Origin of the sequence: Mesorhizobium sp. M8A.F.Ca.ET.207.01.1.1 (assembly GCF_004794715.1) — a bacterium.
Taxonomy (GTDB): Bacteria; Pseudomonadota; Alphaproteobacteria; order Rhizobiales; family Rhizobiaceae; genus Mesorhizobium.
Window position 1 is genome coordinate 1 of sequence record NZ_SRUS01000002.1, and the last position, 13221, is coordinate 13221.

Consider the following 13221-nt stretch of genomic DNA (forward strand, 5'->3'; position numbering starts at 1 on the left):
GCTGAAGCCGGAGGAATATCAGGGCGGCACCACGGCGGTGTCCAACCTCGGCATGTTCGGCATCAAGGACTTTGCCGCGGTCATCAACCCGCCGCACGCGACGATCCTGGCGGTCGGCGCCGGCGAGCAGCGGGCGGTGGTCAAGAACGGCGAGGTCAAGATCGCCACCGTGATGTCGGTGACGCTGTCGACCGACCATCGTGCGGTTGACGGAGCGCTGGGGGCCGAACTCTTGGTCGCCTTCAAGAAGTTGATCGAGAACCCGATGGGCATGCTGGTCTGAACGGTTTTCCGCGCTGCCTTCGGAGTATGCCGGCAGCGGAAAGCGGGTTGACAGCAGGAGCCCGCCTCCCGCTCCGTTGAGGCTGTTCGTTGCGATGTGCCCGGGGCCTTCCCGGCCCCACTCGAGGCTGCCAGACAGCCTCTCTTTCCTGATGAATGCGATCTGATCCGGACGCTGACACTCAGTGTCATCCACCAGTCATATGGGCCGTGCAGGGAGAATATGGAAACCGGCCAGGATGCCGGTCCGCTCATGCACAGACAGGATCAGGAGGTCTCATGAAGACGCTATTCATCAAGCTGCTGGCCAGCCAGCTGGCGCTCGCCGCAACTTTGTTTGCCGGCGTGGCAAATGCCGAAACGCTGACGCTCTACACATCCCAACCCGAGGCGGACGCGGCCAAGACCGTGGATGCCTTCAAGAAGGCGCAGCCCGGCATCGACGTTACCATCTATCGCTCGGGAACCAGCGACATCCTGACCAAGATGGCGGCCGAATTCGCCGCGGGCAGCCCGCAGCCCGACGTGCTCCTGATCGCCGACGCGGTCTCGATGGAGTTGCTGAAGAAGGATGACCGGTTGATGGCCTATCCCGGGGCCAAGCTCGACGGTATCGATGCGGATGCCTATGACGCCGACAAGACCTATTTCGGCAGCAAGCTGATCACCACCGGCATCGTCTACAACACCGCGGCCGCGCAAAAGCCGGAGCATTGGGCAGACCTTGCCAAGCCGGCCTATGCCGACGGCCTGGTCATGCCGAGCCCGCTCTATTCGGGCGCTGCCGCCTACCTGCTTTCGGGCTTTGTCGGCGACGCTAACTATGGCTGGGATTTCTTCCAGAAGCTGAAGACCAACAGCACCGTCAGCGTGCGCGGCAATGGCGCGGTGCTGAAGTCGGTGGCATCGGGCGAGAAGCCCTATGGCATCCTCGTCGACTTCATGGCGATGAACGCCAAGAAGAAGGGCTCGCCGGTCGAGTTCGTTTTCCCCAGCGAAGGCGTGCCTGCCGTAACCGAGCCGGTCGCCATCATGAAGACCGCCAAGAACGTCGATGGCGCGAAAAAATTCGTCGACTTCATTTTGTCCGATGAAGGCCAGAAGCTGGCGCTGTCGATGGGCTATCTGCCGGCGCGCGCCTCGGTCGGCCGTCCCGACTGGCTGCCGGAAGGCGTCAAAATCAAGGTGATGCCGTTCGACACCAAGGCCATTGTTGCCAAGACTGACGCCGACAAGGCAAAGTTCTCGGAACTGTTCGGCGGCTGAGCCGACAGTCAGGCGAGATGCCGTTTCCACGGCATCTCGCCTGTTCCGGCGAAACGTGATCGAATCGATCGACCGATCCCAGGAAACCAATCATGTCGGCACGAATCAGGGAAAGCCGGGGCCAGGAAATGGCCCTGACGGCGGCGGTTGCCGTCGTCATTGTGCTGCTTTCGCTGCTGCCCATGCTGCGCCTCGTCAAGGAGATCGCGGCACCCGGCGGCGTCTTGACGACCGTGGCCGTGGAGGCCGGGCTGAGAAGCCCGGCAACCTGGATCGCGACCTGGCACACTCTGGTCGTCGGCATTGGCGGCACTCTTCTGGCTGTGCTGTCGGGGACGCTGGTGGCCGTGCTGGTCTCGCTGACCGACATACGTGGCCGAAGCGCCCTGGTGCTCTGCTACGTCATGCCGCTGCTGATCGCGCCGCAGGTGACGGCTCTGGCCTGGCTGCAACTGTTCGGCCCGGCGAGCCCGTTCCTAAAACTGTTCGGGGCAGCGCCGCCGCTCGGCACGAAGAACCTGCTCTATTCGACCTCGGGCATCATCCTGCTGCTTGGCGTCCAATACGGCCCGCTGGTCTTCCTGCTGGTGCGTGCCGGCCTGCGCAAGCTGCCGCGCGAACTGGTCGAGGCGGCGCGCGCCGGCGGCGCGAACTGGTTCACCGTACTGGTCACCATCGTGCTGCCCTTGATGACGCCGTCGATCATGGCGGCGGCCGCACTTGCCTTCGTCTCCTGTGTCGGCAATTTCGGCATTCCGGCGTTTCTCGGCATTCCCGCCAACTATCTCGTGCTGCCGACGCTCATCTATCAGACGCTGGCCGGCGGCGGTCCGGCGGTGCTCGGCGAGACCGCGTTTCTGTCGGTGCTGATCGGCATCATCGCCATGGCCGGCATCCTCGCCCAGGAGGGGATGAGCCGTCGCCGCGACTACCGTATTTCCTCGACATCGCTGCCGTCCGAACCTTATGAGCTCGGCCGCTGGCGGCCGGTCGTCCAGGCCGGCATGTGGCTGCTCATCCTGCTGGTGTTGGTCCTGCCGCTGTTCGGGCTGGTGCTGACCTCGCTGGTGCCGGGCTACGGCATCGCGCTCACCGCCAAAACGGCGACGCTCGACAATTACCGTTTCGTGCTGTTCGAGCATGATGCCGCCAATCGCGCCTTCTTCAACAGTTTCTGGCTGTCGATCGTGGCTGCTTTCTTCGCGGTTATCGTTGCCGTGCCGGTCGGCTATCTCATCGCCTGGGGCAAGCAGCGCTGGGTGCGGCTGCTCAACCTGTCGGTCGAACTGCCCTATGCCTTGCCCGGCGTGGTGCTGGCGATCGCCTCGCTGCTGTTGTTTCTCAGGCCGATCCCGCTGACCGGCATCCAGCTCTACAACACCGTCTGGATTATCCTCTACGCTTATCTCGCCCGCTTCCTGGTGCTGGCGCTGCGGCCGACCATCAGCGGCTATCATCAGATCGACCGGGCGCTGGAGGAGGCCGCACAGGTGGCGGGCGCCGGCCTGTTCACGCGTATGCGCACCATCATCTTTCCGCTCGTCGCACCGGCGGCGATCGCCGGCGGCCTCCTGATCTTCATGACGGCGCTCAGCGAACTCACCGTCTCGGCGCTGCTGTGGTCATCGGGGGCCGAAACGATCGGCGTGGTGATGTTTTCCTTCGAGCAGGGCGGTGATTCCAACTACGCGGCGGCGATGTCCGTCATCACGGTCGCGGTCACCTTCGCGCTGATGCTGGTGACCCACCTGCTTGCCCCTCATCTTCCGAGCGGAGTTCTGCCATGGCGCGACTGACCCTGGACCATGTGACCAAGAGCTTCACCGATTTCGATGCCGTGAAGGATGTCTCGATCGATGTCGCTGACGGCGAGTTCCTGGCGGTGCTCGGACCTTCCGGCTGTGGCAAGACGACGTTGCTGCGGCTGGTCGCCGGTTTCGAGAAAGTGACTTCGGGCGAAATCCGCATCGGCGGCGAGGTCGTGTCGGGCAAGGGCGGCAGCGTCGCTCCGGAAAAGCGGCGTGTCGGCATCGTCTTCCAGAACTATGCGCTGTGGCCGCATATGAGCGTCGCCGAGAATGTCGGCTATTCGCTGAAGGTTGCCAGGCTCGACAAGGCGGTTGCGCGCCAGAAGGTCGAAGACGCGCTTGCCTTGGTCAATCTGCAGGGGCTGGGTGAGCGCTGGCCCGCCAATCTTTCCGGCGGCCAGCGCCAGCGCGTGGCGCTCGCACGTTGCCTTGTCGCCGCGCCGTCGCTGGTGCTGTTCGACGAGCCGCTCGCCAATCTCGACGTGCATCTGAGAGCCTCGATGGAGGACGAGTTCGCCGCCTTTCACAAGCGCACGGGCACGACCATCGTCTACATCACCCACGACCAGGCCGAGGCGATGGCGCTGGCCGACCGTATCGCGGTGATGGACCACGGACGCCTGGCGCAGCTTGCGACGCCGCGCGAACTCTATCATGAGCCGGCAAATGAGATGGTGGCCTCCTTCATCTCGCAAGGCATCCTGCTGCCAGCGGATGTGATGACGAGCGAAGACGGCGGCCGTTGCAAGGTCAGGGTTCTCGGAACCGAACTGGTGGTCCGCTGTCGGCCTGGTGAGCGGCCACGCGCCGGCGCCAGGATCTGCTGCCGATCCGCTGATATCGAGCTTTCCGCCGATGCCTCGGGCTTCGACGGTCTCGTCAAGCGGGCGATCTACCAGGGAGGTGCCGCGCGCATAGAATTTACGCCTGCTGCCGGTCCCGACCTGACCTTGCGTTTCGAGCAGCCCGATCCGGTCGTGCTGGAGAACGGTGCGCAGGTCCGGCTGCGCATAAGATCCGGCTGGCTGATCCCTGCCCCGGGAGCCGCCGCATGACTTGCTCGGCGGGGTGAGTCGCGACTCGTAACGCAGGCCCGCGCGTGATCATCCTGATCACCAAGCTGTCAGCGACCAAATTGCGCCAATCCGATCCCTATGCTTGAAGCCGCCGCTATTTCATTCCACATCCGTCAGGATGAACGAGGCACGAGAAAGGCATCGGAATCTGTTGTGGGGTATCCCCGCATCGCTGATCCTGCACGTGCTTGTCGCGGCGCTGCTGATATATGGTGTGCCCCCACGTCCCCAGCAGCCGCGGGAGGAACAGCCGGTCAATGTCGCGATCGTGCCTCCGCCCGATCAGCCGAAGCCGAAACCTGTTCCCCCACCGCCAACGCAGCCCAAAGCCGAAAAGCCGCCGGAACCCAAGGTTGAAAAACCGCCCGAGCAGCCGCCCAAGCCGGTGAACACTCCGGTACTGAAGCGCGTTTTTCAATATGGCGAAAAGGATACGGGGCCTGAGAAATCTCTCGACGGCGGCAGCGCTCAAGTCAATGCACCGTTGCCGGCCAAGGATGAGGCCGCGAAGCCGCCAGTCGAACCGAAGCCCGCCCCGACCCAATCCGCTGCGCCTGAGCAAGAGGCAGCCTCCGACAGGGCCGACGAGAAGCCGGCAACCGCCGTGCCGGCCGAAAAACCCGCGCAAAGCGAGAAAAAGGAGGAGACTGAAGACACCGACAAACAGCAGGCGACGCCGCAAACCGGCGAAAAGCAAGCGGTCGTGGCGCCAAAGCCATTGGCTGCCGAGGCCGCCGAGGCCGCCGACAAGCCGGCGCCTCCATCCTCGGAAGAAAAGGCAAAGCCTAAACCCGCAAAGCCGATGAAGTTCAAATCCGCAACAGCCTTCAAAGCCCCAGGCGGGAAGGCGGGAAGGTCAAATCCCACCAACACCGAGGCTGCGGGATCGCCGATCTACTCCGGCCTTCCGGGCGTCAGAAAGCTTTACTCGCAAGGCGCAACCGGCAATGCGCTGGCCACAAGCTCCATGGACAACGTGCCGCGCGATCAGCGCGTTGCCAACCTTTGCGGCAACGTTCTGGACCAGGAATTGCAAAGTGCCGATTATTCGCCCAAATGGGTGCCAACCATTCCGCTGAAGCTGGGCAACGTCCTTAACCCTCCGCATGCCGCCTTCAGCACCAGAACCCAATGGTACAGTCTGAACTTCCGGTGCGAGGTCGACGCTGATGCGACGAGGGTCCTGTCTTTCAACTTCCGTGTTGGGTCATTGATCCCGCCCGGCGAATGGGCCAGCCGTGGATTCACTAAGTATCCGCTAAATTAGGCCGGCACGCCGAGCCGGGACAATCGCCGGTCATCCAGGTCGCCAAGCTGTCGGCGGTTAAATAGCGCCAATCCAGTGCCCGTGCTTGAAGCCGCCGCGATTTCATTCCACATCGAAGGTGATGAAGGACGAGGCACGAGAACGGCGTCGGAATCTGTTGTGGGGCGTGCCCGCATCGCTGATCCTGCACGTGCTCATCGCGGCGATCCTGATATATGGGCTGCCAATCCCTCCCCAACAGTTGCGGGAGGAGCAGCCGGTCAATGTCGCGCTCGTGCCTCCGCCCGATCAGCCAAAGCCGAAACCTGTTCCGCCTCCACCGGAACCAAAGGTAGAAAAACCGCCTGAGCAGAAGGTTGAGAAACAGCCTCCGTCGGAAAAGCAGGCGCAGAAGCCCCCGCCAGTGGAGGTCCTGAAGCCCGTTTTTCAGTTCGGCGACAAGGATACCGGCCCGAGGAAATCCCTGGATGGGACCAGCGCTCAAGACAGCTCGCCATTCCCAGCCAAGAATGAGCCTTCGAAGCCGCCGGTCGAACCGAAGCCGGCGGAAAACCAGCCTGCCACGCCACCAGACTCCGATCCAGCCAAGGACGCGCAGAAGCAGGCAGCTTCAACCGAGGACGTGGATAAACAACAGGCAGCCAAACAGGAGGCAGAAAAGCAGGCGGGGCTCGAAGCCGCCAAGCAACAGGGCGCGCTATCAACGCCGTTGGCTGCCGATGGCGACGTCGAGCTTCCCACATCAGCCGAAGCGCCAAAGCCCAAACCAGCAAATGCGCCGAAACCCAAGGTCTCGAAGTCCGCATCGCAGCGCGACTCGGGCCTTCCGGGCGTTCGCAAACTCTACTCGCAGGGTGCCACTGACGATGCGTTGGCCACGACCTCGATGGGTGGTTTGCCGCGCAGTCAGCGGGGAGCCAAACTTTGTGCCAGTGTGTTGCAGCAGCAATTGCTGGACGCCTCTTACTTTCCCGACCTGATCCCAAGTGTCCCACTTAGAGCGGGCAATGTTGTTGACGGCTCGGATGTAGCCTTCCGCACCACGACTAACTGGTTTCATCTGGGCTTCCGGTGCGAGGTCGACACCAATGCGACGAGGGTCCTGTCCTTTAATTTCCGTGTGGGGCCAGTGATCCCGCGCGACCAATGGGCCCGCCTTAGGCTTTACTAGCTACGCCGGTACACCGAGCCCCGACAATTGCCGGCTCACTTCACTCCAGTCGGCGCAGACGAAATCGGCACCGGCGGCCATCAGCCGTGCGGCATGCTCCGCATAAGTATGTCCGCCACCTGTATAGCCGACCGCCGTCATGCCGGCGGCAACCGCGCCCTGGATGCCGAAAGGCGAATCCTCGATGACGATGCAGTCGGCCGGACTGGCGCCCATCGCCGCCGCGGCGAACAGGAAAATATCAGGCGCGGGCTTGCCGTTCTTGACCATCGAAGAGCTGTAGATCGCATCGCCGAAGAACCGCGCCAGCCCGGTGATGGCCAGGCTGTGGTTGATGCGTTCGACGGAGGACGACGAGGCAACGCAGCGGTCGCCGTCGAGCGTCTCCAGGAATGCGGCGATTCCCGGTGTCGGCTTCAATTCCTGCGAAAACAGGATCTTGGTCTCGGCCCAGATATCGCTGTCGGCGGCCGCGGGAAACTGATGGCCGGTCAATTCCTTGATCCTGACGATGATGTCGGCCTGTTTCATGCCGACGCACTGCGCGATGATGCCGCCGTGAACGCCCGGCATGCCATGCTTTTCATAGACGCGCTCGTAGGCCCTGGCGGCCAGGGGCTCGCTGTCGACGAGAACGCCGTCGCAATCGAAGATGATGGGCCTTGCTCGCGCCACGCGCTTGTCTCCTCAACTCAAATTTCGCACATCGCTATCGGCAAAAAGTCAGATGTTCAATAGCGCGGTGTTTTTTGGGGACATGCGAAAACCGGCGATGCTCAAAGCTGGCGCAACACGTCGCTGGCGCGGGAGGACCTCAGTGCCCGTTGCATGGCCTGCCGCGACTGCGCGCGGTCGGGCGTGATCCAGTTGGGCTCCGCGCCCAGGAAGCGGTCGAGGAAAGCCACGGCATAGGCCGGGATTTCGGTGACGTTCTCGCGATAGGACCACCAGGTGCGCAGGTCGTCGGCGCATTTGTCGATACTGGGCGCCGAGCCGAACTCCTGCTCGTAGATGGCCGAAATGACCGAGACGCAGTAGTTGGTGTAGAGAAAGCCTTCCGGCCAGAAGCGGATGATGTCCAGCGTGCCGGCATTCTGATCCGTTTCGACGAGCTGGGTAAGACCGGAGATCTCCCTGGCCGGCGCCTGTTTTATCAGTTCGCGCAACACAAGGCCGGCGGCAAAGACGATGAAGTCGGCCCGGTCGATCGCGGCAAACCGCTTCTGCGCTTCCATGACCTCGACCCAGTCGAGAAAAGCCCGCGTCAGCTTCGCCTCGTCGATTTCGAAGCGCACGCCGAATGTGTCCGAGACCACCTTGGCGCTGCCACGGAAAGTGGCGCGGAACCAGCGCAACTGCCGCAGCCGGTGGCGCAGGTCGGGCATGAGGGCCAATTCGTCCCTGAAGGGCAGTTCCATTGCATGCATCCCGTTTCACGACAGGCTAGCACAGCCGTGCCGCCGCCGAAATCGGCCGACGGCCCTGTGGATGACCTAGGTCGAGGTCAATATCATACATATTGACATTCGCGGAAACAAATGTTCTCACTTTGCTGTTGTCGCGTGCCGGTCCAAGGTGCGCCTCGACTGAGGCTTCGGGAGGAGAACCGAATGGCGATTTGGCAGTGGGGACTGCTTCTGCTGGTTATTGTGTGGGCGTTGCAGTCGCTCGGCGTCTGGCTGCAGATGCGGCACTATTCGGATGTCTTCCGGGGCGTCACCGACCAATACAAGGACGGCTTCGTCGGCGCAGGCAATTTTCGCGGCCGATTTGCCAAGGGGACCATCGCGCTGGTCGTGGTGACGCCTGACCTGATCGTGCGCCGGATGATGGTGATGAGCGGCCGTTCCGTGTTCACCAAATTCAAACGACATGAAGAATTCGAGGGTGTTCCCCTCGATCGACTCCGGTCCAACCCTGCGATCATGGGGGAGGGGGAACGCGGTGTGGCCGAGGCCGTGAAGCGGGCGATCGAACAGATCGACAAAGCACGGTCGGAGCCGGGGAAGAAGCCGGGCCTGGCCGGCTTGAACGTAGCAAGGGCATAGAGGAGGCCGTGCGCCGACTGGGACCACCCGGCGGGCCGGCATAAGGAGGAGAAATGTCTGTATTTTCGTTGTTGGCGCAGCATGCCGACATGGCCGTGCACAATCTGCATGTCGCGGGTGCCATGGTTTCGGATGCTGCTTTGCATGGCAAGCTCGCCGTCGAGCATGCTTCCGACCATCTCGTTGTCCTGGCGCAGGCCGACAGCGGGCCGATTACCGTCGATCAATTCAAGGAAAAGCTGAAGGACGTCCAGCAGGAAGAGCAGCTCGGCTGGCTGACCGCCATCGGCAAGTACTTCATCGGCATCTTCCAGAAGGGCGGCGAAGTGTTCGCCGGCTTCGTCACCGGCATCATCCCGACACTTGTGGTGCTTATGACCGCCTTTTACGCCGTCACCGAACTGGTCGGCGAAGAGCGCGTGCATGGCCTGGCGCGCGGCGCCGGCAGGATCGCGCTGACGCGCTATACGCTGCTGCCGCTCTTGGCGGTGTTCTTCCTCACCAATCCGATGGCCTATACGTTCGGATCGTTCCTGGAAGAAAAGCACAAGCCCGCCTTCTATGACGCGGCGGTCTCCTACGTGCATCCGCCGCTCGGCCTGTTCCCGCACATCAACCCCGGCGAATATTTCGTCTGGGGCGGCATTCTGGTCGCGCTGCTGGAGCTGGAAAAGAAGGGCGCCGTCGTCGCCGGTTACCACGTCAAGGTGGCGATCTGGTACGCCATCGTCGGCCTGGTCGTCATTCTGCTCAAGGGCATGCTGACCGAGCGCATCACCGCCATCATGGCACGCCGTCAGGGCGTCGAGCTGTAAGGGCGGGGAGGACATCATGGACAAGACATTCAAAGCCGTAAAGATCTCCCGGGGCAACACAGGCTGGGGCGGCCCGCTCGTCATCGAGCCGACCGCCCAGCGCGACAAGATCGTCTCCGTCACCGGCGGCGGCATCCATCCTGTCGCCCAACTTATCGCCGACATGACCGGCGCCACGGCCGTCGACGGCTTCAAGGCGCCGCCGATCGAAGGAGAGATGGCGGTCGTCGTCGTCGACTGCGGCGGCACCGCACGCTGCGGCGTCTATCCGCGCAAGCGCATCCCGACCGTCAATCTGACGCCGGTCGGACAGGCTGGGCCGCTCGCCCAGTTCATCACAGAGGATATCTACGTTTCGGGCGTGAAGCCGGCCAACGTCGCAATGGCGGACGGATCCGAAGCGGTCACCACTGCGGGGGGAGCAGCGCCGATGAGTTCAAACAACAGCACTTCAGCCGCCGCGCCACAGCCGCTGCCGAGCGAAGGCGGGCTTATCGGCCTGATCAGCTCGATCGGCCGCGTCATGGGCCGTGTGGTCGGCATCTTCTTCAATGCCGGCCGCCGCACGATCGACCAGGTGGTTCGCAACGTGCTGCCGTTCATGGCCTTCGTGACCATGCTGATCGGCCTGATCCTGTACACCGGCATCGGCGACGTGCTGGCGCAGCCGATGGGACCGCTGGCCAACAACATCGTCGGCCTGCTGATCATCTCGGCAATCTGCGGACTGCCGTTCCTGTCGCCCATCCTGGGACCAGGCGCCGTCATCGCGCAGGTCATCGGCGTGGCCATCATCGGCCCGCAGATCGCCAACGGCACGATTTCGCCGGCAATGGCGCTGCCGGCGCTGTTTGCCTACAACACCCAGGTGGGCTGCGACTTCGTCCCGGTCGGCCTGGCGCTCGGCGAAGCCAAGCCGAAAACCATCGAGATCGGCGTGCCTGCGGTGCTCATCAGCCGCCAGATCATGGGGCCGGTCTCGGTGCTGATCGCCTGGGTCGTCTCCCTGATCGTATTCTAAACACCTGAAATAACGAGGTTCGCCATATGTCGGTTTTTCTCAAGACACGGGTCACGGCAATAGGACCCGAAGTGGCGGACCTTGCCGAAGGGGGCGTGGTCATCCTGTTCGCGGATGGCTCGCCGCCGGAGCTTGCCGAGGTCTCGGTGCTCCACAAGACGGAGCTCGGACCCAGTGACGGCGCGCCTGAAAAGGGCGCGTCGATCACCCTTGGTCCGGTTACCGCCGTCATAACCGCCGTCGGCTCCAGCGCCTGGAGCAAGGTCCTCGAGATGGGCCACGTCGTCATCTCGTTCAACGGCGCCACCGAGGCCGAAAGGCCGGGCGAGATCTGCGCATCGCAGGTCGATCGCCAAGCCCTCGTGGCCGCCCTGAAGACAGACGCGATCATCACCATCGCCGCCTGAAAGCACTTGCGCCCGCCCAGTCTGGCTTTGGCGCCCAAAAAAGCAGAGTATTTGCCATGGAACGCTCGACCATCGTCAGAGTGCATGAAGGTTTGCACGCCCGCCCCGCCACACGCTTCGTGAAGCTCGCGAAGGGTTTCGAATCCGACGTCGAACTGGTCAAGGACGGCAAGGCGGTCAGCGCCAAGAGCTCGGTCAAGCTGATGCTGTTGGCGGTCAAGGAAAACCAGGAAGTCACCGTGCGGGCGAACGGCGCCGATGCCATCGAGGCGATCGAGGCGTTGATCGGCTATCTCGAGAACCCAACGGCGGGTCTCGATGACGAAGACACCCACGCCCCGGCGAATGACGCAGGCAAGGAAGCGGCGCCCGCGCCCCAATCCGCGCCGGCGGTATCAGGCGAGGCGAATGGTTTGCGCGGTGTCGCCGCAAGCGAGGGCGTCGCCATCGGACCCGCCTTCGCGCATTTCCCGCCTGATATCGCGGGACAGGGCCGCATGCTGCAGGCAGAAGAAATCGCCGGCGAAATCGACAGATTCCGCGCCGCCGTCGCCGCCGTCCAGGCGCGCATGGACCGGGCGCTGGCGCAGGACAGTCTGTCGGCCGGTGACCGGGGCATCGTCGCGGCGCTCAGGGATATCGCCGCCGACGACAGCCTGACCGGCGAGGCCGAGAAGGCGATCAAGGGCGGCAATGACGCGGTGTCGGCCACGATCACCGCCGCTTCCACCATCGCCGCCGATTTCAGCGCCGTCGACGATCATTACCTCAATGCGCGGGCCGACGATGTCCATGCGGTCGGACGGCAGATCTGCCTGGTGCTGCTGGGCCAAGACGACGTCAGCCTCGAGAACATCCCGCAAGGCGCCATTCTCATCGCCGACGACATCGGCGCCTGGGATCTGGCGCGCGCGCCGCTGAAACGCATCGGCGGCGTGGTGTGCGGCCATGGCGGCGCCACCTCGCACATCGCCATCATCGCCCGCTCGCACGGCATTCCGGCGGTGCTGGGCCTCGGCGACAAGATCAATGCCTTGCGCACGGCGCAAGAGGTGGCGCTCGACGGCAACAGCGGCCAGGTGATCATCGACCCCGATGCGGCCACACGCGCCGATTTCGCCGGCCGCGTCGAAGCGGCGGCCAAGGAGCGTGCCGGCCTGACCGCGTTCAAGACGGTGACGCCGAAGCTGGCGGACGGCAGGACTATCGAGGTCGCGGCCAATATCGGCTCGCTGGAGGAGATCGAGGCTGCGCAGGAAGCCGGCGCCATGGGTGTCGGCCTGTTCCGGACCGAGCTTCTGTTCATGCGCCATATGCACCTGCCGTCGGAAGACATGCAGGCCGAGACCTATGCGGCGCTGGCCAAAGCCTTCGCCCCCTATCCGGTCATCGTGCGCACGCTCGACATCGGCGGCGACAAGCCGATCGCCGGCATCGAGTTTCCCGACGAGGAAAATCCCTTCCTCGGCTGGCGCGGCATCCGCATGTGCCTCGACCGGCCCGATATCTTCAAGCGCCAGCTGAGGGCGCTGCTGAGGGCCGCCGTACACGGCAACATCAAGGTGATGCTGCCGATGGTGTCGGATATTTCCGAAGTGACGCGCAGCCGCGCACTGGTCGATGAATGCGCCGCCGAACTCAAGGCCGAAGGCGTGCCGCACGCCACGTTCGATCTCGGCGTGATGATCGAAACCCCGGCCGCGGTGCTGATCGCACCGGCACTGGCCAGGGAGGTGGCTTTCTTCTCGATCGGCACCAATGATCTCACCCAGTACATCATGGCCGCCGACAGGCTCAACCCGACGGTTGCGAAGCTCAACGACGTCACCAATCCGGCCGTGATGTCGGCGATCGAACTGACGGCCAGGGCCGGGGTCGCCGCTGGCATCATGGTGGGCATGTGCGGCGAGGCGGCAGGTCGGCCGGATCTCATTCCGGCCTTCCTGAAGATGGGCCTGACCGAGCTGTCGATGAGCCCGGCCTCGATCCAGCGCGCCAAGAAGACGATCACGGCGATGGCGGCCGGGGAGTAGTTCCTGCGACCGCTGCGCTGGGAGGCC

13 protein-coding genes are annotated in these 13221 nt (G+C 63.6%); 11 read left to right on the forward strand and 2 right to left on the reverse strand.

Translation table 11 applies throughout. From position 1 onward, the window contains the following. From EN850_RS04850 to EN850_RS04875, 6 genes are all read left to right on the forward strand, one after another. On the forward strand, window positions 1-283 hold a 283-nt coding region (locus tag EN850_RS04850), incomplete at its 5' end, for a 2-oxo acid dehydrogenase subunit E2 (RefSeq protein ID WP_189591005.1). A gap of 278 nt (window positions 284-561) precedes the next feature. After that, complete coding sequence (locus EN850_RS04855) at window positions 562-1548, forward strand: ABC transporter substrate-binding protein (RefSeq protein WP_135914819.1); 987 nt, start codon at window positions 562-564, stop codon at window positions 1546-1548. A gap of 92 nt (window positions 1549-1640) precedes the next feature. Next, on the forward strand, window positions 1641-3344 hold the full coding sequence (locus EN850_RS04860) for an iron ABC transporter permease (protein ID WP_136090744.1): 1704 nt from the start codon (window positions 1641-1643) through the stop codon (window positions 3342-3344). Continuing rightward, entirely contained in the window at window positions 3332-4411 is a 1080-nt protein-coding gene (locus tag EN850_RS04865) for an ABC transporter ATP-binding protein (RefSeq protein ID WP_136090745.1), read from the forward strand. Before EN850_RS04860 ends, EN850_RS04865 begins: the two co-directional genes overlap by 13 nt. Window positions 4412-4550: 139 nt before the next feature. Further along, entirely contained in the window at window positions 4551-5699 is a 1149-nt protein-coding gene (locus EN850_RS04870; protein ID WP_136090991.1) for a DUF930 domain-containing protein, read from the forward strand. A 121-nt stretch (window positions 5700-5820) separates the two neighbouring features. Then, window positions 5821-6870 (forward strand): DUF930 domain-containing protein, encoded by a 1050-nt coding sequence (locus tag EN850_RS04875; protein ID WP_136090746.1) that lies wholly within the window; start codon window positions 5821-5823, stop codon window positions 6868-6870. On the opposite strand, the gene EN850_RS04880 is transcribed toward EN850_RS04875, so the two are convergent. Then, window positions 6871-7545: an HAD family phosphatase gene (locus tag EN850_RS04880; RefSeq protein WP_127872179.1), complete on the reverse strand. Its 675-nt coding sequence runs from the start codon at window positions 7543-7545 to the stop codon at window positions 6871-6873. Between the two features lie 101 nt (window positions 7546-7646). Next, window positions 7647-8288: a hypothetical protein gene (locus EN850_RS04885; RefSeq protein WP_127279229.1), complete on the reverse strand. Its 642-nt coding sequence runs from the start codon at window positions 8286-8288 to the stop codon at window positions 7647-7649. A 192-nt stretch (window positions 8289-8480) separates the two neighbouring features. Here EN850_RS04885 and EN850_RS04890 point away from each other — a divergent pair, with 192 nt between their 5' ends. Genes EN850_RS04890 through ptsP form a run of 5 tightly spaced genes read left to right on the forward strand, consistent with a single transcriptional unit; the run spans window position 8481 to window position 13194 of the window. Beyond that, window positions 8481-8918 (forward strand): transcriptional regulator GutM, encoded by a 438-nt coding sequence (locus EN850_RS04890; RefSeq protein ID WP_136090747.1) that lies wholly within the window; start codon window positions 8481-8483, stop codon window positions 8916-8918. Between the two features lie 53 nt (window positions 8919-8971). After that, the gene (locus EN850_RS04895) at window positions 8972-9733 is read left to right on the forward strand and encodes a PTS glucitol/sorbitol transporter subunit IIC (RefSeq protein ID WP_127279228.1); all 762 of its coding nucleotides are present in this window, start codon (window positions 8972-8974) and stop codon (window positions 9731-9733) included. 16 nt (window positions 9734-9749) lie between these two features. Further along, window positions 9750-10754 carry a PTS glucitol/sorbitol transporter subunit IIB gene (locus EN850_RS04900; protein WP_135867582.1) on the forward strand — a complete coding sequence of 335 codons (1005 nt, stop codon included), beginning with the start codon at window positions 9750-9752 and terminating at the stop codon, window positions 10752-10754. A 26-nt stretch (window positions 10755-10780) separates the two neighbouring features. Then, window positions 10781-11161, forward strand: a complete 381-nt coding sequence (locus tag EN850_RS04905) for a PTS glucitol/sorbitol transporter subunit IIA (RefSeq protein WP_127279792.1) — start codon at window positions 10781-10783, stop codon at window positions 11159-11161. Between the two features lie 56 nt (window positions 11162-11217). Continuing rightward, window positions 11218-13194, forward strand: coding sequence for a phosphoenolpyruvate--protein phosphotransferase (ptsP, locus tag EN850_RS04910; protein ID WP_135883513.1), 1977 nt, complete (start codon window positions 11218-11220; stop codon window positions 13192-13194). Window positions 13195-13221 lie beyond the last annotated feature (27 nt).